Here is a 20,996-nt window from a genome sequence, read left to right on the forward strand (position 1 = left end):
CGCCGCGCATCACACGGTTAGACCAATTGACCGCACCCCGGCCTCGGCGCACAAAATGTCGTCAGGACCAGCGGCGCCGGACACTCCGATCGCACCTATCAGTTGGCCGTCTTCCAGAATAGGCATCCCGCCATCCCAGGCACATAGGTTGGGACGGTTGGACAGACCCAGTTGCAACGCGGGCGCCGACAACATGCGTTCGGCAAAGGCGCGTGTGGTTTTGCCCAAAACGGCGGTTCTGGCCTTGTCGAGCGCAAAGTCGGACACCGCTGCCGGGGTACCATCCATGCGCCCCGCAGCAACCATGTGACCGCTGGGGTCAACAACAACGGCCGCAACCTGCCACCCGTTCTCAGCGGCATGAGCCAGGGCCTCCTGCACCGCCGCGTTTGCAGCACCCTGCGAGATGAAGCGTTTGGTGAATGAAACAGACATGTCTTTCCCTTGATCCTGGAGTTTTGCAGCTTTGGTCACAGGTCGAAGATCAAATCATTTGTGCCCTGCTGAACCCGTTGGCCTTCCTGATTGAAAACGTCGAACCGGAAGGCCACGATTCCGCGCCGACCGGATGAGGTTTCGCGTTTTGAAACGACATGCAGTTCAGCCCGGATCGTATCCCCTGCAAAAACCGGCTGTTCGAACCGCCAGTTCCATCCCAGCGATGCCAGCCCGTCAGGCCGTGCATCTGATTGGAACTTCAACCCATCCACCACCGACAGGACCAGCAGCCCATGCGCCACCCGCGCCTTGTAGCCAAGCTTGCGGGCCACGTCGTCATCCAGATGCAGCGGGTATTTGTCGCCGGTCAGGTCGGCAAAGTCCGAAATCAGGTCCGCCGTTATCTCGGCAGACCCGGTTTTCATCACATCCCCGATCTGCAGGTCGTGATAGCCATAGACGCCTGCAGTCAGAGGGTCAGCGGTCATTCCGGAACCGGAGCATCTTCGCGCAGCAGACCCTTGGTTTTCAGGTCCGCCCAGAACTCGGCCGGGATGTCATGGCTGAACCAGTTCAGGTTCTGATCCAACTGCTCGACCGTGCGGGTCCCCGCCATGAAGGTTGGTACCGCCGGATGCGCGACCACGAACTGCAGCGCAGCGGCGGGCAGGGGCACGTTGTATTCGGCGCAGACGGCTTCGATCTTGCTGACCTTGTCCATGATGTCGGCAGGGGCGGGAGCGTAGTTGTACTTGGCCCCTTCTTTCGCACCCGTCGCCAGAATGCCCGAGTTGAAGCCGCCGCCGACCACAACTGCGGCGCCGCGCTCTTCGCAGAGCGGCAGGAACTTGTCCAAAGCGTCCTGTTCCAGCAACGTATAGCGCCCGGCCAGAAGGAAGCAGTCAAAGTCTCGCTGCTCAAGTGCAGCGTGGCACACTTCCCATTCGTTCACGCCGACACCGATGGCCTTGACAACACCCTGATCACGCAGGCTCTCCAGCGCTTTCCAGGCTTCGTCCATGGCTTGCTTGAACACTTCGGGTTGCTCCGCGCCGCGCGTGAACACGTCGATATCGTGGATAAAGCAGATATCCATATGTTCCAGCGCCATACGTTGCAGGCTGTCTTCGAATGACCGCATGATCCCGTCATAGCTATAGTCGAAATGCATCGTGAAGGGTGCGGCATTGGTCCAGGGCTCAAAGTTGATGTCCTGACGTCGTGCGGGTTTCAGAACCCGGCCAACCTTGGACGACAGGATAAAATCCCCCCGGTCCTTCCAGCGCAGGCTGTGCCCTGTCCGCATTTCCGACAGGCCGTGCCCGTACATCGGGGCAGTGTCGAAATACCGAACACCCTTGTCCCAGGCGTGCTGGATCATCGCGTCGGACGTTGCCTCGTCAATCTCGCGGAAGATGTTGCCAATCGGCGCAGTGCCAAAGCCAAAGGCGGATACGTTCAGATCCACCCGGCCAAACTTGTTCAGTGTGTTCGGTTTCATGCAAGCCTCCCAAATGCAAACCGGATCGCCGATATTTGCGCAGTCATTAAGTAACTGATTAGTTATTTACAGCATATGCCGAAACCGATCAACCCACTTGACGAACCGCCCCGGCGACGCGTATTAGTAACTGATTAGTTACATTACGGGGCGCTACGATGTTTCTGACCGAAACCCACCTTCAGGTTCGCGATATGACCCGGCAGTTCGCCGAGGACGTCATTCGCCCTGCTGCCGAGGAACTGGATCGCGACTCGCGTTTTCCAACCGAAATCTATGACCAGATGGCCGAACTGGGCCTGTTCGGCATCGGCGTACCCGAGGAACTTGGCGGGCCCGGCTTCGACACGGTTACCTACGCGCTGGTGATGGAGGAGCTGTCGCGTGGCTATGCCTCGATTGCCGATCAATGCGGATTGCTGGAATTGGTCACGACCCTGCTGGTGCGCCACGGAACGCCGGAACAGCAAGGCAAGTGGCTGGGGAATCTTCTGGCCGCCAAGCTGCGCCCGGCCTATTGCATCACCGAACCCGAAGCTGGCACCGATGTGTCGGGCATTCGCACGACGGCGGTGCGTGACGGCGACGGCTGGGTGCTGAACGGTGGCAAGATCTGGATTCACAATGCCCCGGTCGCGGATGTGGGCTTTGTTCTGGCCCGCACCGACCCAGCGGCCGGGCATCGTGGCATGTCGATTTTCATGGTCGATCTGCACGCCGACGGCGTCACCCGCGGCCCCAAAGAGATCAAGATGGGCCAACGCGCCAGCCAGGTTGGCCCGCTGTCTTTCGATGACGTCCGCCTGCCGGCTGATGCCCTGCTGGGCACCGAAGGGCGCGGCTTTCACATGATGATGAGCGTTCTGGACAAGGGTCGCGTCGGTATCGCCGCACTGGCGGTTGGCATCGGTCAGGCAGGGCTTGAGGCCGCAACGGATTATGCCCAACAGCGCAAACAGTTCGGCAAGCCCATCGCGGATTTTCAGGGGGTCCAATGGCTGCTGGCCGACATTGCCAAGGATGTCGAGGCCGCCCGCCTTCTGGTCCATTCGGCCGCCTACAAGATCGACACCGGACAGGACGCCACCAAAGCCTGCTCGATGGCCAAGTGCTTTGCCGGGGACATGGCGGTGCAGCGATCCTCAGACGCGGTGCAGGTCTTTGGCGGATCGGGCTACATTCGCGGGTTCGAGGTCGAGCGCCTGTATCGCGACGCCAAGATCACCCAGATTTACGAAGGGACCAACCAGATTCAGCGCATGATCATTGCCCGTGAACTCTTGGCAAAAGGGGCTGCCGCATGAGCCGCCCCGCAGCACTTGTGACCGGGTCCTCTCGCGGGATCGGGCTGGCGGCAGCCGTGGCTCTGGCACGCGAAGGCTTTGCCATTGCCGTAAATGGCCCCCAGATGGACGATGAACTGCAGGGCGCGCTGGACACCATCCGCGCCCTAGGCGTTCCGGCGGTGGCGGCGGCCTTTGATGTCTCTGAAATCGACACGCATGACGCCCAACTGGCCGCGGTTGAAACCGACATCGGCCCGTTGACAACGCTGGTGAACAACGCAGGCGTGGGCGTGATGCAACGCGGCGATCTGCTGGACGTTACCGAGGCCAGCTATGACCGTTGCATGGCCGTCAACACCAAAGCGATGTTCTTTCTGTCGCAAGCCTTTGCCAAACGGCTTGTGGCCCGCGACCGCGATCCCGAGCTGTTTCACAGCATCGTCAACGTGACGTCGTCGAATGCGGTGGCGGTGGCCGTCCCCCGCGCCGAATATTGTGCCTCCAAGGCGGCGGCGGCGATGATCTCGAAAACCTTCGCGGTGCGGTTGGGGCAGGAAAACATCGCTGTCTATGATGTGCAGCCCGGCCTGATCGCCACCGACATGACCGCCCCGGTGATTGAAATGTACGACCAGCGCGCCAAGGACGGGCTGACGCTGTTCCCCCGCGTCGGCCAGCCCGAGGATATGGGCCGGATCATCGCATCGCTGGCCAGCGGCAAACTTCCCTACACAACCGGTCAGGCCATCTCGGCCGATGCCGGTATGCTTGTTCCCCGTTTCTGAGGTGTTTCGATGAAAATTCAGCTGCCCGATACCACCGGAAAACTGTATGACTATGCGCTGGTCGGCACCCCGGTCGCGCCGTCGAAACTGACGCCGAACTCGGCGCGGGTTCTCTATTCGGCCGCTCATGTTGTTGCGGACCCTTTGGGAGACCATGACCCGACCGGCCCAGCACATGTAGACTGGGCCAAGACCATGGAATTCCGCCACTATCTGGCCGGAATGGGCATGGGCATTGCCGAGGCAATGGACACGGCGCAGCGCGGCATGGGGCTGGACTGGAACGGCGCACTGGAACTGATCCGGCGCACCAAGGAAGAGCTGCCCGACGCGCTGGTCGGCAATGGCTGCGGCACGGATCATCTGGACCCGGCTGACGCAAAATCGCTGGACGACGTGCGCCGCGCCTATCTGGAACAGGTCGAGGCGATCCAGAAACTGGGCGGGCGGATAATCCTGATGGCCTCGCGCGCTTTGGCGAAGGTGGCGACCGGGTCGGATGATTATATCTCGGCCTACAACGACGTGCTGGCCGCCTGTGATGAACCCGTCATCCTGCACTGGCTGGGTGATATGTTTGACCCGCAGCTTGCCGGGTACTGGGGATCGGACAATTTCGAAGACGCGCTGGAAACCACGCTGTCGATCATCGGCGCCAATGCGGACAAGGTGGACGGGATCAAGATCTCACTGCTGGATGCCGAAAAAGAGATCATCATGCGTCGCCGTCTGCCCGAAGGCGTCCGCATGTATACGGGCGACGACTTCAATTATCCCGAGCTGATCGAAGGCGACGATCTGGGCCACTCACACGCGCTGCTGGGCATCTTTGACCCCCTCGCCCCGGCAGCGGCCTATGCGGTCAGCAAGCTGAGCGAAGGGGACGCCAAGACCTTCCGCGCAACGCTAGACCCGACGGTCCCGCTGGCCCGCCATATCTTCCGTACGCCAACGCAGTACTACAAAACCGGGGTGGTGTTTCTGGCCTGGCTGAACGGGTTTCAGGACCATTTCATCATGCTGAACGGCGCGCAGGCGGCCCGGTCCCTGCCCTATTTCACCGATTGTTTCAAAATGGCCGATGAATGCGGGCTGCTGCGCGATCCCGATCTGGCAGTTGAACGCATGGGGCGCATGCTGAAACTCTACGGGGTCTGAACGCGATGCGCGATTTCTCGAACGACCATTCCGCGCTGGCGCTGAACACGGCGACCTTGGGCCACAATCTTGATGGCAACGGCGCGGGGTGGAGCCCCGAGCAGGTGATCGACGCCTGCGCGGCACGTGGATATGGCGGGATCACCTTCTGGCGGCGCGAGCTGGACGGGCGCGCGGCGCAGATCGGCCAGCGCGTCCGCGCCGCCGGGATGCAGGTTGTGGGCCTGTGCCGCACGCCGTTCCTGACCGGGCCACTTGCCTTGCCGTCGGATCAAGCAATCATGGACGATTTTCACCTGTCCATCGACCAGACCGCCGCGCTGGAAACCGAGGTTCTGACCATCGTGACAGGCGGACCTGAACCGGGAACCAAAGGCGTTCTGGAAAGCCAGAAAATCCTCGCGGACCGCGTGGCGCGCGCGGCCCCGTACGCGGCTGAGCGCGGCGTGAAACTGGCCCTTGAGCCGCTGAACCCCGCGACCGCCGGTAACCGCACCTGCCTGATGACCGCCGCAGATGCGTTGAATGTCTGTGATGTGGTTGGCGCGGACAATGTGGGTGTCGCGATCGATGTCTACCATGTCTGGTGGGATACAACGCTGGCCGACACCCTTTCGACCCGAGCAAAGGGACGCGTTTATGGCTATCACCTGTGCGATTGGCTGGCTGATACGTCGGATATTCTGCTGGACCGAGGGATGATGGGCGACGGCGTTGCCGATCTGCATGCTCTGCGCGCAGCCGTGGAAGATGCCGGTTACGATGGCTTGTGCGAGGTCGAAATCTTCTCGGCCGAGAACTGGTGGAAACGGGACCCGAATGAGGTTCTCGACGTCATCGTGGATCGCTTCAGAACCTGTTGTTAGACCCCACGATCAGACCTCGATATCGCAGACAAACACGCCATCCACACCGCCCACGGTCTTCGCAACGATCCGGCCGCCGATCTCCTGATGGGTCGGATCGACCAGATAGGCATCGCGCACCGCCGCGTCGCGGAAATCGAACCAGAACATGTCATTGAAATCCCGTACAAGATCGGTTTCGACGGACACGTTCCTGCGACTCTGGAAATCGAGAATGCCGCCGATATGTCCTTTCAGACCTTCCAGATCCTTGAATAGCGCGGACTTCTCAGCCTCGGAAACATCGCTTTCAAAGCGCAGATGCACCAGATGACGTATCATTTCATTCTTCCTTCCCAGAGACGTTTACCAGAAATCTGCCTTTTTGCGGTCTTTGAATGCGGCCAGACCGGCCTGTAGCTCGGGCTGCGCAGCGGCAACCCAGCCCGCCAGTGATTCAAACACTCGCTCACTCTCTTCGCCTTCGGCGGCATTGATCAGCATTTTCACCAGCTCGGTCGCGACCGGCCCGCGATGGCGCATCCGCTTGGCCAGTTCCGTTGCCGCCGCAAGGCCCTGCCCTTTTTCAGTGACCTGATCGACCAGACCTGCGGCCAGCGCATCGCTTGCGGAAAACTCCTCGCCAAATATTGCCATACGCCGCACCAGTTGCGAGCCGAAACGGCGCACTGTGCGCTGTGTCCCGGACCAGCCGGGGATGATCCCGAGCGCAGGCTCCGGCTGCCCGATACGGATATGCGATTCCGCAATGCGGTAATCGGCACAGGCCGCCAGTTCCAGCCCGCCGCCCAGAACATGGCCGTTCAATACCGCGATCATCGGCTGACGCAGACGGGCCAGCGCATCCAATGCCTGATGCCCATCGCGCAGCCAGTGACGCCCGAAGCCGTCTGCCGACCGTGCGGCCCAGGCATCAATATCGCCACCGGCGCAAAAGGCTTTGCCAGCCCCCGTCAGGATCACCACATGCGCCTCTTCGGCATGTTCGATCTGGCGGCACAGCGCAATCAGATCGTCCATCATCTTCTCGGTCAGCGCGTTCAGCCGCTCGGGACGGTCAAGCGTCAGGCGGGCAATCCCGTCGCTGATATCCAGCTGGAAATGGTCCATCACGCGGCAGACAGGTCCAGACCCATAAGCACCGGATCAAACAGGGCCGCATCCATGGTTTTCAGATCATCCGACACCAGCAAAGGCGTTGCCGCCTGATCCAGAACGTCCCGCTGCACGTCCAGGCCGGGCGCAATTTCGGTGACCATCAACCCTTGATCCGTCAACTTGATCACGCAGCGCTCGGTCACATAGGTTACATCCTGCCCTTGCGCCTTTGCGCGCTTGCCCGAGAAGGAAATCTGATCGACCTCATCGACGAATTTGGCAACCTTGCCCTCTTGCAGGATTTTCACTTGCCCATTTTCAATCGTCATCTTGGCCCCGGCGTTGAAATTGCCCGAAAACACGATCTTGCGGGCTCGCGCCGTGATATCGACAAAACCGCCCGCCCCCGCCGTGCGGTGCGGAATGGCCGACAGGCGCGAGACATTGACCGACCCGTTCTTGTCAACTTCGAGGAAGGACAAGAGCGAGGCATCAAACCCGCCCGCCTGGAAATAGCAAAACTGGTGCGGCGAGGGTACGAAAGCCTCGGCATTGGCGGAACAACCGAACTTGAAGTCCAACAGCGGCACGCCGCCCACGGCCCCCTGTTCGATCATCCATGTGACCGAACCATGAAGCCCCTCCTCGACCAGAATGCGGGGCACATTGGCCGAGATGCCAAAGCCGATATTGACCGCCCAGCCGTCCTTCAGTTCCATGGCGACACGGCGCGCGATCACCTTACCGACATTGAATTCCGCCGTACGGAAGCTTTCGATCGGGCGTGTCAGCTCACCCGAAATCGCCGGGTCATATTCGGTGGCCGTGGTTTGCAACTGGTCCGGCGCCTCAACGATGGCATCAACCAGAATGCCCGGCACATGCACGTCATGCGGACGGATGCTGCCCGCTGCGGCAACACGCTTGGCCTGTGCGATGACCACCCCGCCGTTGTTTCGCGCCGCCAGCGCCATTTCCATCGCACCAAGGTAGGCGCCTTCGTGCTCGAAGCTCAGGTTGCCTTTTTCGTCAGCCGTGGTCGCACGGATGATCGCTACATTGGGGGCCATGGACTTGAAATACAGCCAATCGTCGCCCTCGAACTCCATGCGTTTGACGATGGGTTCGGCGCGCGCGGCGTCATTCATGGCACAGCCCTCGATATCGGGATCTACAAAAGTATCCATGCCCACCTTTGTCAAAACGCCCGGCCGCTTGGCCGCCGCTTCGCGCAGCATGTCGAAGATAATTCCCGATGGCACGTTATAGGCGCGGACCTGTTCGGCGGTGATCATCTGCCACACCAATGGGGGTTCTGCCTTGCTGGGACCAGACGGGTACGATCCTCCGATGATCCGGGTCAGAAGCCCTGGCTTGGCGATATGATCCACCCCTTTGGTGCCGAACATGTCACCGGCTGCAATGGGGTGAATCGTCGTCAGGTCCTGCGGCGCTCCTTCGTCGTCAAAACGTTCACCAAGACCCCTGAGAACCGCGTCCGGACAGCACAGGCCGCTTGACGAATTCACCGCAACGGTCGCCCCGTCAGGAACAAGATTTGCTGCTTCGCGCGCCGTCATCTGCTTGGTCATGCGGTCCCCACAAAAGTAACTAACTGGTTATATCTTTATGCCGCGAGGGGCCGCGAAAATCAACAGGAATCCGCAGATCGCGGGAATTGACCTGAAACTAAGTAACCATTAAGTTACTTTAGGGATTGCTTCGGGAGGACTACCGTGAACATTTACTTTCAAAAAACCAATCAACGCACTTTCGGCACATTTCCCCTGACCGGGGACGAGCTTCGCGACGCGATGAAAGTTGCGGCCGAGGTTGGGTACCGTTCGTTCGATACCGCGCAAATGTATGAAAATGAAAAGGAAACCGGCGACGCCCTGGCCGAGATCGGTTTCGACCGGGATGAGATCTGCGTAACCACGAAGGTTCACCCCGACAATTTCACCGACGAGGCCTTTCTGCCTTCGGTCGAGGAAAGCCTGAAAAAACTGCAGCTGGATTACGTCGATGTCCTGTTGCTGCACTGGCCGCCGATCGGCGAAGATATCGCCCCGTCGCTGAAACTGCTGGAACAGGCCCATGCCAAGGGGCTGGCCAAGAATATCGGCGTGTCGAATTATACCGCCCAAATGATGCGCGACGCGGTCAAGATCATCGATACGCCGCTGGTCACCAATCAGGTCGAATTCCACCCGCTGCTCAACCAGGACACTCTGTTGGCAGCGGCGGCGGAAACCGGCATTCCCCTGTCGTCCTATTGCTCGGTCGCACGCGGCGAGGTCTTCAAACACTCGATTTTTGACGAGATCGGCAAGACCTATGGCAAAACAGCGGGCCAGGTCGTTCTGCGCTGGATTCTGCAAAAGGGCGTTTCGATCAACACAATGTCAACCAAACGCGCCAATATCGACGCGAATTTCGATGTTATGGATTTCACCCTGTCCAGCAGCGACATGGCCCGGATTGATGCCAAAACCCACACCGGTTACCGGATCGTTGGTGAAGACCTGGTACCCTGGGCACCCAAGTGGGACTGAATGAAAAAGGCGGTACCACTTAAGGTACCGCCTTTTTACCGGGAAAACCCCTGAGCCATTGAGAGCCGGGAGGTTCAGTGATTGCCCCGGATCATGTCTGATGCCTTCTCCGCCATCATGATCGTCGGTGCGTTGGTGTTTGATCCGATCAGGCTGGGCATGGCCGAGCTGTCACAAATCCGCAACCCATCGATCCCCCGGACACGCATCTGCGGGTCAACCACCGCCATTTCATCCACGCCCATCTTGCAGGTACAGGTCGGGTGATAGGAGGTCCGGCCATATTGCCGTGCATAGGCCTCGTAATCGGCCTGCGTTTTCACACTGTCATCGGGGAAACGAATCTGGCGGATGTATTTCTGCAGGCTTTTCTGCCGGAAGATCTCGACACTGTGCTTGACCCCTTCGACCGAGACCTTCAGATCATCCGGGTGGCCGAGGAAATTGGGATCGACCAGCGGCATGTCCTCAACCCGGTTTGACCGCAGCCGCACGGTTCCACGTGCCTTGGGACGCAAGGTGTAAGAGTTCAGGGTGATCCCGGAACTGCCTTTGGGCACGCTTGGCACCCCGGCCTCGGCCCCTGCACCGGCCAGGAAATGGAACTGCAGGTCCGGAGCAGGCTGGGCACTGTCCGCATACCAGAAAGCGCCGCCTTCGACGACATTCGACGCCACTGGCCCCGACCCGAACAGGTAGTATTGCATCCCGGCCCAGACTGCCCAGTGTGGCTTGTTGTACTTGTCCAGACTGTGATGGCCGTTCAATTCAGCCACGATGTCGATACCGAAATGGTCATTCAGGTTTTCGCCCACGCCCGGCAGGTCCTGTTTGACCTCGATCCCATGCTCGCGCAAATGCGCAGCCGGCCCGATGCCTGACAGCAGCATCAGCTTGGGCGTCCCGATCGCGCCCGAGGTCACCAGAACCTCTTGATCAGCGCGCGCCCTGCGCATCTGTCCGCCCTGATCGTATTCGACGCCGGTGGCCCGGCCGCCCTCAATCACCACGCGATGTACCTGGCATCCGGTTTCCAAGGTCAGGTTCGGGCGCGACAGGGCCGGTTTCAGATATCCCACTGCCGCCGAACAGCGTTTCGCGTTCCACGTGGTTGTCTGATAAACCCCGGCACCTTCCTGAACCGGGCCGTTAAAATCCGGGTTGTACGGAATACCCGCTTCCTGGCACGAGCGCACGAAGGCCCGTGTCATTTTCTGCGGGGCGTCAAGGTTGGACACTCCCAGCGGCCCTTCCGTTCCGTGCCAATCGCCGGACAGGATGGCGTTGCGTTCGGACCGGACGAAGTATTTCTGGATGTCCTTGAATGCCCAGCCCTCGCAGCCTTCCTCATTGGCCCAGCGGTCGTAATCGATGGGATTGCCGCGGGTGAACACCTCTGCGTTGATCGAGCTGCCACCACCGATCACCCGGCCCTGCGCATAGGGAATCTCGCGGTTGTTCGCGTTGACCTGCGGGACCGTGGTAAAGCCCCATGTGTGGGGGCCATCGGTCATCTTGGCAAAGCCTACCGGCATGTGGATCAGCGGGTGGCTGTCCTTGCCGCCCGCCTCAAGCAGCAGCACCCTGACCGCGCTGTCTTCGGTCAGGCGGTTGGCCAGAACGCATCCGGCCGAGCCACCGCCGACGATGATATAGTCATATCCGGATTCAGCCATCACTCCACCCAATGCGATCGCTTGCCGATCTCAACATGGATCGACTTGATCTGCGTGTATTCCTCGACCCCATGCATCCCGGCCTCACGGCCCCAGCCCGAGGCCTTGAACCCGCCAATCGGCAGCTCGGGTCCACCGGCCAGAGTTGTGTTCACCCAGAACCGTCCGGCCTGAACGCGACGAGAGATGGTCAGCGCCTTGTCGATATTCTTGGTCCAGACACTGGCCGCCAAACCGTATTCGGTATCGTTGGCAATCAAGATCGCCTCGTCAATCGTGTCAAACGGGATGACCGCCAGAACAGGCCCGAAAATCTCTTCCCGCGCAATCGCCATGTCATTGGTCACGTCCGTGAACACGACCGGATCAATATACTGCCCGCCCGAGATTTCGGGCGTGGTGCCGCCGGTCAGCAGGGTCGCGCCCTCGTCCTGACCCTTGGCGATGTAGGACAAGATCGTCCGGTTTTGCGCGTCGGTGGTGATGGCTCCGGCCTGTGTGCGATCGTCCAGCGGATCACCTACGCGCACTTTGCGCAGCTTGTCAGCGACCATTTCGGCGAACTTGTCCGCCACCGAGCGTTCCACCAGCAGCCGCGCACCCGATACGCAACACTGACCGGTGTTGAATGCGATGCCAAAGGCAACACCGTCGGCAGCATCCTCCAGATCCGCATCTGCGAAGACGATCTGAGGGTTCTTGCCGCCCAGCTCCAGCCCAAGCTTCTTGAAATTGCTCTTCCCCGCCGCTGCCACGACCGAGCGCCCCACGGCGGTCGAGCCGGTGAAGGACAGCATGTCCACATCCATGTGTTCTGCCAGTTTCTGACCGATCACGCTGCCCGACCCGGTGACCACGTTGAACACCCCATCCGGCAGCCCGGCCTCGGACAGGATTTCGGCCAGCATCAGGGTGGTGGCGCTGGTGACCTCAGAGGGTTTGGCGACAATCGTACAGCCCGAGGCCAGGATATAAGGCACGCGTTCGCACAGGATCAGAAACGGGAAGTTCCACGGGGTGATCAGCCCGACAACACCAACCGGTTCGCGGGTCACGATACCCATCGCGCCGTCACCGCTGTTGTTGAAACTGTCCCCGTGCAGCGCCCGCGCCAGACCTGAGGCAAATTCGAACATGCCGACGCAGCCGCTGACCTCGGCCCGCGCCTGCGCGATGGGCTTGCCGTTTTCCAGCGTTTCCCAATAGGCGATCTCGTCCGTGCGCTGGCGGATCAGCTCCGCCGCTTTCAGCAGCACCGCACCCCGGTCTGCCCCTGACAGGCCACACCAACGACGGTCATCAAACGCCCTGCGCGCCGAGGTAACCACGGCGTTCAGGTCCTCTTCTGTGCAGCGCGGAATTCGAGTGACAGGGACACCATGTCCGGGCGAAGCCCGTTCGAACACGTCGCGATCCCCGGCGGGCACCCAGTTGCCATCCATGAAGAATCCGAACGTGCGCGGTTCGGAAGGCGGGGTCAGTATGTGGCTGGATTTGTCCATGTTATCCTCTCTGCCGCGTTCGTCCCCCAAGCAAGCACCTGGGCGAGCAAACTGCGATGTTCAGTCGTCTGCGGATGTCATCATGCGCACAACCAGGGGAGTGGCTTGCATCGCCTCCATCCTGGGGGCCCACTCTCCGAACCAATCCTGCGCCAGATGCACATCAAGGTGGTCCTTGCTGCTCCAGACTTCGACAATGGTCATTTTGTTCGGGGCATCGGCGGATTGCCAAAGCTCGTATTGCTCACACCCGTCTTCGCTTCGCGATCGGGCGATAAACTCGGCTTTGAACATTTCGACGAAGGCCTCTGCCATGTCGGGTTTGACATCCAGTTCAACCAGCAAACGTGCTTTTGCCATCAGTCCGCAAGCTCCCAAAATCGTTGATAATTCGCGTCGAGAGGATGAAGTTCTTTGCGACCATCCATGTAGTAGCCGACCCATTCCGCCAACCGCTGCCCGGCACGGCGACACGCTTCGATAGCGTGTTCGGCGCGGGGTTCACCGGCAAAGACTGCGCCGTAATGCAAGCTTTCCTTCTTGGCGACATAGTCAGTGATTCCGAACACAAAGTAGCCCATGTTCATCATCATGATGCTCAGCGACTGACAGGTCAGTTCGCCCCCGCCGCCGAGCGACCCGGCCGAGGTGAAGGGAACGGCGAATTTTCCGTCGGTCTTGAACCAGATTTCAGGCGTCCGATCATCCCACCACTTCTTCATCCGCCACGAGATTCCGCCCAGATGTGTCGGGCAGCCAATCGCGATCCCATCAGCCCAGAAAACATCTTCGGTTGTCGCGTCCTCCACGAATTTCACGCGGATTTCCATGTTCTCGACCCGCTCGACGCCCTCTTTCACATATGGCACGGCGAGTTCGGTAAACCGTCTGTCGCTTTCGCTGTCATAGATGATCAGAATTTTACCCATTTGATACTTCCCCTAATGTTAAGGTCTTATTTGTATTTGCGTTTTCAGATCCTGCGGCCGCTTTGCATGTGTGTCGAAAGCGGTTTGAATGTCCTGCAAGCGGAAGGTTTTCCCGGTAAAGCGTTCGGTCGCGATGCGGCCATGGCTCAACAGCGTCAGCGCGTCGTGCATATCCTGCCCCATCCCCGCGACCGAGCCTTTGATCGAGTTCTCCTGCAGAATGGTTTGCAGAATATCGACCGGCAGGGTTTCCCCGGCGCCGGTGATACCGAAAGCCGCAATATGCCCGCCTTTGCGGATCAGGCGAGCGGCTTGCTGGTAAAGCGCCGGCAGACCGACGCTTTCGATCACAACGTCTGCGCCGCGCCCGTCGGTGTGTTTCAGAACTGTCTCTTCCAACTGCGCCGGATCGGTCACGCCCACATCTGCGCCAGCCTCCAGCGCCATCCGCACCCGGTCTTCAGACACATCCGCCACGATAATCGGGGCGGCCCCGATTGTGCGTAGCAATTGCACGTGCAGATTGCCGATGGGTCCCGCGCCCAGCACCACGACGGATTGGCCGAAGGTGATATTGGCCTTGCGGGCGCAGCGCACAACGCAGGCCAGTGGCTCGGTCAGCGCCAGAACTTCGGGTGGGGTATCGTGCGGGGCCGAGATCACCAGCCGCGCGGGAACGCAGATGTATTCGGCAAAAGCTCCATCCCTGGTGATCCCCATCTGCTGCATCTCGGGGCAGTTCAAGATCTCGTTTCGCCTGCACCAGTAGCAGGTGCCACAGCCGATATTCATATCGACAACCACCGGCGCACCGACGGTCAGGCCCGAGACGCCCTCGCCCAGTTCAGAGATGGTCCCGGTGAATTCGTGCCCTGGGATCATCGGCAGGTTTTCCGCCGCGTAGTGGCCGTTGAAAATATGGATATCCGTGCCACAGATACCGACCCGTGAAATGCGCACCTGAACCTCGTCCCTGCCGGGTTCTGGGCGGGGAACATCCCGCACGTCGAACTGGCCGGGTTTCACGAGGACGGCAGCTTTCATGGTGTCGGTCATTTCACGACCCTCAGCTTGGTCCGGTCGATGGTCAGGGCAATCGCCGCAATCAGGATCAGGCCGAACACCATCTGCTGCTGGGTCGCATCGACTTCGAAATACAGCATCGAGGACCGGATCACCGCCACGATCAGCGTGCCGATCAGCGTATTGATGACCCCGCCGACACCGCCGGTCAGCGGGGTACCCCCGACCAGAACCGCGACGATTGCAGGCAGCAGGAACCCGTTCGCCAGTGTGGGAGAACCACCGGAGAGTTTTATCGAGAACAGCAAGCCCGCAATCGCCGCCAGTCCGCCGGACAACGCAAATGCCATGATCTTGATCCGATTGACGTTCAGCCCCGAGGCGACGGCCGCCGGTTCCCCCGCACCAACCGCCTTGAGCGCACGCCCGAAGGTTGTCCGCGACTGCAGGAACCATGCAGCCAGAACCAGAACGGCGGCGATGATCAACTCGGTTGGCAGCCCGGCGACCGAGCCGGTCGTCCAGCCAAAGGTCGAATCCCGCAGGGTGGCATCCATGAACAGGGCGCGCTGGCCCGACATGTATTGCGCCGCGGAAAAGGCGATACCGCCAACCGCCAACGTCGAGATGAAGGACGGCACGTAAAGCCGCGTCGTCACGTAGCCCGAGATACTGCCCAGCACCACGCCCGACAGGATGCACAGCAGCGCTGCGCCGATGCCAAAGGTCGGCAGAGCGATGGTCGCAACCACGGTGGTCATGTTGGCGATGGACTGCGCCGACAGGTCGATACCGCCGATATAGATCGCAAAGGTCATCCCCAGCGCCATGATGAACAGCGGCACGATGTCGGCCATCATCGAGATCAGGTTCGCCGGTCGCAGAAAGTTGGAATCCGCCGCACCGACGACCAGCACCAGAACCAGCAGGGTGATCCAGGGCAGATGGGGTTTGATACGTTCAAAACTCATGGATCAGGCCTCAGATCATGTGGTGGACAAGGTCATAAAGCGACGGCTTGTCCCCCGGGCTGCAATCGAAACGTTTCTGTTCGACCCCGTCCTTGAGAACGATGATCGTGTGGCTGAGGCCGATGGCCTCTTCCAGCGTGTCGGCGACCAGGACGATGCCGACGCCGTCATCCGACATCTCGCGCACCATGTCGTAGACGTCTTCCTTGGCGCCGATATCCAGGCCCCGCGTCGGGTGATCCAGCAGGATGATGTCGGACCCGGCCGAGCGCCATTTGGCCAGCACTACCTTTTGCTGGTTGCCGCCCGACAGCCCGCCGCAATCCTTGTAGACATCCGGGGTCTTGATCGCCAAACGGTCGATCCACTGTTTGGCCAGCGATTTTTCCTCGCCAATGCGCAGCACGCCCGAGTTGGCGTAATTCCCCATCTGGCTGAGCGTCATGTTCTCGTAGACATTCATCCCGGCCACGATGCCTTCGACCTTGCGTTCACGCGGGATGTACCCCACGCCGCCCGCCACTCCGGCCTGGGCGTTGAACTTGCCGACGGTTTGCCCCTTGAGCGCGACGCTGCCAGCGGAGGGCGTTTCCAGGCCGAAAATCGTGCGCAGGATTGCCTCGCGCCCGGACCCTTCGGTGCCGACCAGACACAGAACCTCTCCGGGGCGCAACTCGAACGAGATATTCGCGTACTTTCCGGTCACGGACACGTCGCTGAAGGCAACCAGCGGCTGTGCCTCGGTCTGATAAGGTTTCTGCTTCTGCTCGCGGTAATATTCCTTGTCGACGTCGCGCCCGACCATTTTGTGCTGGATGGCATCCACCTCGGCGTCGTCATGGGCGACGACATCGACAATCTCGCCATCCTTCATCACATAGATGCGGTCGGACAGGTCCAGAACCTCGTCCATACGGTGGCTGACAAAGATGAACGAGGCGCGGTTGGTCAGTTCACGCACAAGGCTGAACAGCAGTTCGACCTCTTCCTTCGCCAATACTGAGGTCGGCTCGTCCAGCAGGATCACCAGATCACCGTCGATCCGCTCCTCCAGCGTCAGCACCTTGGCCAGCTCGACCAGCTGGCGCTGCGCAAAAGACAGTTTCGAGGTGATCATGGCCGGGTCGATATCCAGCTTGACCTTGGCCAGCTGCTTGCGCGCGGCCTCGGCCATGGCTTTCCAGTTGATCACCCCATAGCTGACGAATTGCTGCTCGAAACCAAGAAAGATGTTCTCCATCACGGTCAGATTGGTGATCAGAGATTGTTCCTGAAACACCATGCCGATGCCGTGATCCATCGCCTGGCGCGGGTTCTGAAACCGGACCTTGGTGCCGTCGATGGTGATGTCGCCGCCATCAGGCTGATAGGCGCCATAGATCACCTTCATCAGGGTGGATTTACCGGCGCCGTTTTCGCCGACCAGACCCACGATCTCACCCCGTCCAATCTTGAAATCCACGGATTTCAGCGCGTGGACGCCGGGGAATTTCTTGTCGACATTGATCAGTTCGTACATCTGCCCGCCCCTATTTCACGAAGGTTACGGATTTGCGATCGGTCGACAGAACCACCGCAGCGATGACCAGCACGCCCAGAACACCGTCCTGCACGTAGCCGGGCAACCCGATCACAACCATGCCGTTGTTGATGACATTCACGATCAGCACCCCGATCAGCGTGTTCCACACGCCGCCGATCCCGCCCCACAGCGCGGTGCCGCCAACCACGACCGAGGTGATCGACACGAACATGAAATTCGACCCCGTCGCGGTTTCGGCAATCCCGATCCGGCCAACCGCCAGCAGCGCACCAACGGCATAGAAGACACCGGCCAGCGCAAACCCCATGATCCGCACGCGGTTGACGTTCAGACCCGAAGCGTGGGCCAGTTCCTCACCACCGCCAACCGCGTAGAAGTTGCGGCCCAGCGTGGTGCGCGACTGGATGAACCAGGCGATCAGCAGGAACAGCAGCGCGACATAACACATGATCGGAAAGCCGAACCAACGCTCGGTCAGCAAAGAGCGGAACAGGTCATCCTCGACCCTGATCCGGTCACCGCCGGTCAGCAGCAGGGCAAAACCGGTGCCCACAAACCCCATCGCCAACGAGGCCATGAATGAGGGGATTTTCAGCAAGACATGGACAAGCCCGTTCACCAGCCCAATGGCCGCGCCCACCAGCAAGGCCAGCGGAATGGCCAGCCAGGCCCACGACGCCATCGTTCCGCCCAAACCGATAAAGGCAAAGGCAAAAACCACGGCACAGACCGACACGGTGCCTTCCATCGACAGGTCAATCGACCCCATGATGATGATGAAGGTGACACCGATAGCCACCATCAGCGCCGGCGCGGACGAGATCCCGATGCGGGCAAAATTGCGCAGCGAAAAGAAACGGGGCTCCATCGCTGTGAAAAACAGGACCAGAACCAAAAGGACGATCAGGGGCGCCCATTTGATCAGCACATCCCGTGTCAGCACATTGCTCACGTGCTTCCTCCCACTGAGTGAATTGGCGGGGTCGCGTTCGCCGCAGACCCTAGTGAGCAGGCCGGTTCAGGGACCGGCCTGCAGGCACCGTTATTTGTACTGAATCTGGCCGTTCGACGTGGACCAGAAATCCTTCCAGTCATAGACCGGAGCACTGTCCAGATACTGAGCCTTGAACGCCTGCGCATCTTCGGGGCGGACCATGATGGTCGGACCATAGAACTCGCGGTGCTCATTCGGCTCTTCCGATGGCTTGAAGTGGCCAGTGGCCGCGTAATAAGCCAGTGCCGCCGTGATGCCGCCACCCCAATGGGGGTTGGTAAAGACGGTGGCCAGGATTTTGCCCTCGCCGACCAGTTCAACCGCCTGCGGGTTGCCGTCATAGGACACGATCGGCATGTCTTCGATCCCTTCGGCCCGCAGCGCTTCGAGCACACCATAGGCAATGGTGTCGTTGGCGCAGTGGACACCTTTGATCTCATCGCCGTACCGGGTGAGGAAGGCGCTCATGACCTGGTTGGCCTTTTGCGTATCCCAGTCTGCAGGTTCCGCAGCCAGCAGTTCCGCGTCAGGGTAGTCCAGCAATGCGGTTTTCAGACCGGCCAGACGCTCGATGGCCGGATTGTTCGATGCGATACCGCCCAGATGAACGACACCGCCGGAACCGCCCATGGCGTCCAGCAGAATGCGCGCGGTCTGTTCCGCCGGGCCTTCGTCGGACCAGCTCATGTGGCTGACGTAGTGATCGCCGAAATCCCAAGGGTGCAGGTCGTCGGTTTTGTTCCACAGGGTCGACACATATGCGCCCGCCTCCACGCAGGATTCGACAACCGGACGCGCGTTGGGCGCGTCATTGGTGTCGATGGCCAGTGCCAGTTCACCATTGGTCTTGGACAGCAGCGCCTTGACGTCGGCCAGCGACTTTTCCGACGAGCCTTCGTTGATCAGGTGTGTCAGGAAATCCTTGGGCTTGCCGAGGCTTTCAACAAAGGCCTCACCACCCGAAACGATTTCATTCCAATAGGGGTTCGTCCGGTTGCGGTACGACCAGGCAACGGTCGGATCCGTGATCGCCGCACGCGCCATGCCACCCAGCATGGTAGAGATCGCTGCACCGCCTACGCCATAGGCAGATGCCAGCAGCAGGTTACGACGGGTTATCGTCTCTTGTTCGATGTATTTCTTGATGAATGACATGACGTCCTCCCTTTTCCATCAGCACATGGGATCAAAGGCGTTCGCGTGTCGACCCCTCCCCGGCGACGATCCCGCACAGCGGCACTCTACGCCATTAATGCACTAACTAGTTACTTCTTTACGAAACGATGTGTCAAGCGTTAAGACTAGGAAAGGAAAGGTCTGAATTGGCGGCTGGCACGGAACAGTTGAAGAACCTCGGCCATTTGTGTGAAATGCTCTGACCAGAATTGCTGCGCCGGGACAGCTACATGACAAGGGAGGCGGCTGTGGTCGAAAAGACGACAACCAAGAAAAAAAGAGATGCCGAAGCGACCAAGGCGCGCATCCTGCAGGCCGCGAAGAAGGAATTTGCCAAACACGGATTGGGCGGCGCGCGGGTCGACGAAATCGCCGAACGTGCCAACGCCAACAAACGCATGTTATACCATTATTTCGGCAGCAAAGAGGGGCTGTTCCAAACGGTACTGGAAGCAGCCTATCTCGATATCCGAAGCGCCGAACGCAAGCTGAAACTCGAATCCCTGTCGCCTTCAGACGCCCTGGAATCTCTGGTTCGGTTCACATGGAAATACTACCTGAAGAACCCCGAGTTCATCACTCTGGTCAACAGCGAGAACCTGCACCGCGCCCGCCATATCAAATCGCTGTCCAGCCTGCCTGAAACGACCCGCGGGCTGGTCGAGATGGTCGAAGACATTCTCAGACGCGGCGAAGAAAGCGGAGAATTCCGTCCCGGCATTGATGCGACCCAGCTCAATATCACCATCGCTGCTATCGGTTATTACTACCTGACCAACCGGTTTACCGGGTCCTACCTGTTTCAACGCGACATGATGGATGAACAGGCCTTGAACGAGCGTCTGGACTTTAACGTCGAAAGCATCATACGGATCGTCCGCAAGGATTAGACGCGCCCCAATCTGCGGCGTGTTTTTATCGTTGTGTCTAGGTGATTTTAGTTTGTGCTGACGGTGCTGGTTGTGGTTGTGCTGTTTGAGGAACCGCCGCCGCCTGCGGCTGCGAGGCCTGCGGCGGCGGCTGCGACGCCGAGTGCGGGGGCGACGAGCGGGACAAAGCCGGTCACGCCCTCTTGGGCGGCGGCGTCGCGCGCGGCGCGGGCCTCATCGCTCTGGTCTGTGCCGGTCGTGCCGGAGGCGTCCTGCGCATAGGCGCCGGTGGCCGAAAGCGCCAGAATCAGAAGGGTTGTTCTGATCATCGTTAGTCTCCTAAAACGGGTCTTGGGCGCAGGCTAACACAACCGCCCGGGTCTGAGAATGCCGCATCCGCAAAAAATGCGTGGATTTACCGGGAAAGCCCGGTTTTTCAGCGGCTTGCGGCAAGGCCCACCGCCGCTGCGGCCGCTGCCTTATGGTGCCTGATCCCTGCGCAGCTGCCCGGTTAAATTGCAGCTCAGCCACAAATACCCGGGAAAGCCCGCATCCGCGAATTGCCACAAGACGCCACCGGCAAAACCCGCTAATCAGGCGCCGTAAAAAAGCGATAAACTGACGTG

General features: G+C 60.1%; 23 protein-coding genes. 6 read left to right on the top strand and 17 right to left on the bottom strand.

Annotated features, from left to right (window positions below; genetic code table 11):
• Nucleotides 1-9: 9 nt before the first annotated feature.
• The 3 genes from ACR0DO_RS17475 to ACR0DO_RS17485 are packed head-to-tail and all read right to left on the bottom strand — an operon-like array spanning nt 10 to nt 1,939.
• Entirely contained in the window at nt 10-435 is a 426-nt protein-coding gene (locus ACR0DO_RS17475; RefSeq protein ID WP_480560709.1) for a GlcG/HbpS family heme-binding protein, read from the bottom strand.
• A 35-nt stretch (nt 436-470) separates the two neighbouring features.
• Nucleotides 471-926, bottom strand: coding sequence for a MaoC family dehydratase (locus tag ACR0DO_RS17480; RefSeq protein WP_480560711.1), 456 nt, complete (start codon nt 924-926; stop codon nt 471-473).
• Nucleotides 923-1,939 carry an aldo/keto reductase gene (locus ACR0DO_RS17485; protein ID WP_480560713.1) on the bottom strand — a complete coding sequence of 339 codons (1,017 nt, stop codon included), beginning with the start codon at nt 1,937-1,939 and terminating at the stop codon, nt 923-925. The genes ACR0DO_RS17480 and ACR0DO_RS17485 overlap by 4 nt, the downstream gene beginning before the upstream one ends.
• Before the next feature lie 158 nt (nt 1,940-2,097).
• On the opposite strand from ACR0DO_RS17485, the gene ACR0DO_RS17490 reads away from it, so the two are divergent.
• Genes ACR0DO_RS17490 through ACR0DO_RS17505 form a run of 4 tightly spaced genes read left to right on the top strand, consistent with a single transcriptional unit; the run spans nt 2,098 to nt 6,034 of the window.
• Nucleotides 2,098-3,243, top strand: a complete 1,146-nt coding sequence (locus ACR0DO_RS17490) for an acyl-CoA dehydrogenase family protein (protein WP_170448796.1) — start codon at nt 2,098-2,100, stop codon at nt 3,241-3,243.
• Nucleotides 3,240-4,010, top strand: a complete 771-nt coding sequence (locus tag ACR0DO_RS17495; RefSeq protein WP_480560715.1) for a 3-ketoacyl-ACP reductase — start codon at nt 3,240-3,242, stop codon at nt 4,008-4,010. The genes ACR0DO_RS17490 and ACR0DO_RS17495 overlap by 4 nt, the downstream gene beginning before the upstream one ends.
• 9 nt (nt 4,011-4,019) lie before the next feature.
• Nucleotides 4,020-5,168, top strand: coding sequence for a dihydrodipicolinate synthase family protein (locus tag ACR0DO_RS17500; protein ID WP_480560717.1), 1,149 nt, complete (start codon nt 4,020-4,022; stop codon nt 5,166-5,168).
• Nucleotides 5,169-5,173: 5 nt separating this feature from the next.
• Nucleotides 5,174-6,034, top strand: a complete 861-nt coding sequence (locus ACR0DO_RS17505; protein WP_480560719.1) for a sugar phosphate isomerase/epimerase family protein — start codon at nt 5,174-5,176, stop codon at nt 6,032-6,034.
• 9 nt (nt 6,035-6,043) lie between these two features.
• On the opposite strand, the gene ACR0DO_RS17510 is transcribed toward ACR0DO_RS17505, so the two are convergent.
• Genes ACR0DO_RS17510 through ACR0DO_RS17520 form a run of 3 tightly spaced genes read right to left on the bottom strand, consistent with a single transcriptional unit; the run spans nt 6,044 to nt 8,724 of the window.
• Entirely contained in the window at nt 6,044-6,355 is a 312-nt protein-coding gene (locus ACR0DO_RS17510; RefSeq protein WP_480560721.1) for a Dabb family protein, read from the bottom strand.
• 24 nt (nt 6,356-6,379) lie between these two features.
• A complete protein-coding gene (locus tag ACR0DO_RS17515; protein ID WP_480560723.1) occupies nt 6,380-7,144 on the bottom strand; it encodes an enoyl-CoA hydratase/isomerase family protein in 765 nt (254 codons plus the stop codon).
• On the bottom strand, nt 7,144-8,724 hold the full coding sequence (locus ACR0DO_RS17520; protein WP_480560725.1) for an acyl CoA:acetate/3-ketoacid CoA transferase: 1,581 nt from the start codon (nt 8,722-8,724) through the stop codon (nt 7,144-7,146). Before ACR0DO_RS17520 ends, ACR0DO_RS17515 begins: the two co-directional genes overlap by 1 nt.
• 144 nt (nt 8,725-8,868) lie before the next feature.
• Here ACR0DO_RS17520 and ACR0DO_RS17525 point away from each other — a divergent pair, with 144 nt between their 5' ends.
• The gene (locus ACR0DO_RS17525) at nt 8,869-9,687 is read left to right on the top strand and encodes an aldo/keto reductase (protein WP_480560727.1); all 819 of its coding nucleotides are present in this window, start codon (nt 8,869-8,871) and stop codon (nt 9,685-9,687) included.
• A 74-nt stretch (nt 9,688-9,761) separates the two neighbouring features.
• On the opposite strand, the gene ACR0DO_RS17530 is transcribed toward ACR0DO_RS17525, so the two are convergent.
• The 9 genes from ACR0DO_RS17530 to ACR0DO_RS17570 all read right to left on the bottom strand — a co-directional run bounded on the left by ACR0DO_RS17530 (nt 9,762) and on the right by ACR0DO_RS17570 (nt 19,480).
• Entirely contained in the window at nt 9,762-11,363 is a 1,602-nt protein-coding gene (locus ACR0DO_RS17530; protein WP_480560729.1) for a GMC family oxidoreductase, read from the bottom strand.
• Nucleotides 11,363-12,865: an aldehyde dehydrogenase family protein gene (locus ACR0DO_RS17535; RefSeq protein ID WP_480560731.1), complete on the bottom strand. Its 1,503-nt coding sequence runs from the start codon at nt 12,863-12,865 to the stop codon at nt 11,363-11,365. Before ACR0DO_RS17535 ends, ACR0DO_RS17530 begins: the two co-directional genes overlap by 1 nt.
• 60 nt (nt 12,866-12,925) lie before the next feature.
• Nucleotides 12,926-13,225 (bottom strand): putative quinol monooxygenase, encoded by a 300-nt coding sequence (locus ACR0DO_RS17540; protein ID WP_480560733.1) that lies wholly within the window; start codon nt 13,223-13,225, stop codon nt 12,926-12,928.
• Nucleotides 13,225-13,794, bottom strand: coding sequence for a flavodoxin family protein (locus ACR0DO_RS17545; protein WP_170448818.1), 570 nt, complete (start codon nt 13,792-13,794; stop codon nt 13,225-13,227). Before ACR0DO_RS17545 ends, ACR0DO_RS17540 begins: the two co-directional genes overlap by 1 nt.
• Nucleotides 13,795-13,812: 18 nt before the next feature.
• A complete protein-coding gene (locus ACR0DO_RS17550) occupies nt 13,813-14,850 on the bottom strand; it encodes a zinc-dependent alcohol dehydrogenase (protein ID WP_480560735.1) in 1,038 nt (345 codons plus the stop codon).
• Nucleotides 14,847-15,788: an ABC transporter permease gene (locus ACR0DO_RS17555; protein ID WP_170448819.1), complete on the bottom strand. Its 942-nt coding sequence runs from the start codon at nt 15,786-15,788 to the stop codon at nt 14,847-14,849. The genes ACR0DO_RS17550 and ACR0DO_RS17555 overlap by 4 nt, the downstream gene beginning before the upstream one ends.
• Before the next feature lie 10 nt (nt 15,789-15,798).
• Nucleotides 15,799-17,307: a sugar ABC transporter ATP-binding protein gene (locus ACR0DO_RS17560; protein ID WP_480560737.1), complete on the bottom strand. Its 1,509-nt coding sequence runs from the start codon at nt 17,305-17,307 to the stop codon at nt 15,799-15,801.
• A gap of 10 nt (nt 17,308-17,317) precedes the next feature.
• Entirely contained in the window at nt 17,318-18,283 is a 966-nt protein-coding gene (locus ACR0DO_RS17565; protein WP_480560739.1) for an ABC transporter permease, read from the bottom strand.
• Nucleotides 18,284-18,373: 90 nt separating this feature from the next.
• The gene (locus tag ACR0DO_RS17570; protein ID WP_170448825.1) at nt 18,374-19,480 is read right to left on the bottom strand and encodes a sugar ABC transporter substrate-binding protein; all 1,107 of its coding nucleotides are present in this window, start codon (nt 19,478-19,480) and stop codon (nt 18,374-18,376) included.
• Nucleotides 19,481-19,731: 251 nt separating this feature from the next.
• Here ACR0DO_RS17570 and ACR0DO_RS17575 point away from each other — a divergent pair, with 251 nt between their 5' ends.
• Nucleotides 19,732-20,391 (top strand): TetR/AcrR family transcriptional regulator, encoded by a 660-nt coding sequence (locus ACR0DO_RS17575; protein WP_480560742.1) that lies wholly within the window; start codon nt 19,732-19,734, stop codon nt 20,389-20,391.
• 47 nt (nt 20,392-20,438) lie between these two features.
• Here the strand turns inward: ACR0DO_RS17575 and ACR0DO_RS17580 are convergent, their stop codons facing one another.
• Nucleotides 20,439-20,699: a hypothetical protein gene (locus ACR0DO_RS17580; RefSeq protein WP_170447508.1), complete on the bottom strand. Its 261-nt coding sequence runs from the start codon at nt 20,697-20,699 to the stop codon at nt 20,439-20,441.
• 10 nt (nt 20,700-20,709) lie between these two features.
• A partial coding sequence (locus tag ACR0DO_RS17585) for a hypothetical protein (protein WP_480560744.1) occupies nt 20,710-20,996 on the bottom strand: 287 nt, incomplete at its 5' end.

This window comes from Ruegeria sp. AM9 (assembly GCF_056540565.1).

Bases quoted from the DNA above. Each gene is read 5' to 3' on its own strand.
- ACR0DO_RS17570 (WP_170448825.1), bottom strand. From the start codon at position 19,480: ATGTCATTCATCAAGAAATACATCGAACAAGAGACGATAACCCGTCGT.
- ACR0DO_RS17575 (WP_480560742.1), top strand. From the start codon at position 19,732: ATGACAAGGGAGGCGGCTGTGGTCGAAAAGACGACAACCAAGAAAAAA.
- ACR0DO_RS17485 (WP_480560713.1), bottom strand. From the start codon at position 1,939: ATGAAACCGAACACACTGAACAAGTTTGGCCGGGTGGATCTGAACGTA.
- ACR0DO_RS17560 (WP_480560737.1), bottom strand. From the start codon at position 17,307: ATGTACGAACTGATCAATGTCGACAAGAAATTCCCCGGCGTCCACGCG.
- ACR0DO_RS17495 (WP_480560715.1), top strand. From the start codon at position 3,240: ATGAGCCGCCCCGCAGCACTTGTGACCGGGTCCTCTCGCGGGATCGGG.
- ACR0DO_RS17520 (WP_480560725.1), bottom strand. From the start codon at position 8,724: ATGACCAAGCAGATGACGGCGCGCGAAGCAGCAAATCTTGTTCCTGAC.
- ACR0DO_RS17535 (WP_480560731.1), bottom strand. From the start codon at position 12,865: ATGGACAAATCCAGCCACATACTGACCCCGCCTTCCGAACCGCGCACG.
- ACR0DO_RS17580 (WP_170447508.1), bottom strand. From the start codon at position 20,699: ATGATCAGAACAACCCTTCTGATTCTGGCGCTTTCGGCCACCGGCGCC.
- ACR0DO_RS17505 (WP_480560719.1), top strand. From the start codon at position 5,174: ATGCGCGATTTCTCGAACGACCATTCCGCGCTGGCGCTGAACACGGCG.
- ACR0DO_RS17510 (WP_480560721.1), bottom strand. From the start codon at position 6,355: ATGATACGTCATCTGGTGCATCTGCGCTTTGAAAGCGATGTTTCCGAG.
- ACR0DO_RS17490 (WP_170448796.1), top strand. From the start codon at position 2,098: ATGTTTCTGACCGAAACCCACCTTCAGGTTCGCGATATGACCCGGCAG.
- ACR0DO_RS17540 (WP_480560733.1), bottom strand. From the start codon at position 13,225: ATGGCAAAAGCACGTTTGCTGGTTGAACTGGATGTCAAACCCGACATG.
- ACR0DO_RS17500 (WP_480560717.1), top strand. From the start codon at position 4,020: ATGAAAATTCAGCTGCCCGATACCACCGGAAAACTGTATGACTATGCG.
- ACR0DO_RS17530 (WP_480560729.1), bottom strand. From the start codon at position 11,363: ATGGCTGAATCCGGATATGACTATATCATCGTCGGCGGTGGCTCGGCC.
- ACR0DO_RS17480 (WP_480560711.1), bottom strand. From the start codon at position 926: ATGACCGCTGACCCTCTGACTGCAGGCGTCTATGGCTATCACGACCTG.
- ACR0DO_RS17550 (WP_480560735.1), bottom strand. From the start codon at position 14,850: ATGACCGACACCATGAAAGCTGCCGTCCTCGTGAAACCCGGCCAGTTC.
- ACR0DO_RS17555 (WP_170448819.1), bottom strand. From the start codon at position 15,788: ATGAGTTTTGAACGTATCAAACCCCATCTGCCCTGGATCACCCTGCTG.
- ACR0DO_RS17515 (WP_480560723.1), bottom strand. From the start codon at position 7,144: ATGGACCATTTCCAGCTGGATATCAGCGACGGGATTGCCCGCCTGACG.
- ACR0DO_RS17545 (WP_170448818.1), bottom strand. From the start codon at position 13,794: ATGGGTAAAATTCTGATCATCTATGACAGCGAAAGCGACAGACGGTTT.
- ACR0DO_RS17475 (WP_480560709.1), bottom strand. From the start codon at position 435: ATGTCTGTTTCATTCACCAAACGCTTCATCTCGCAGGGTGCTGCAAAC.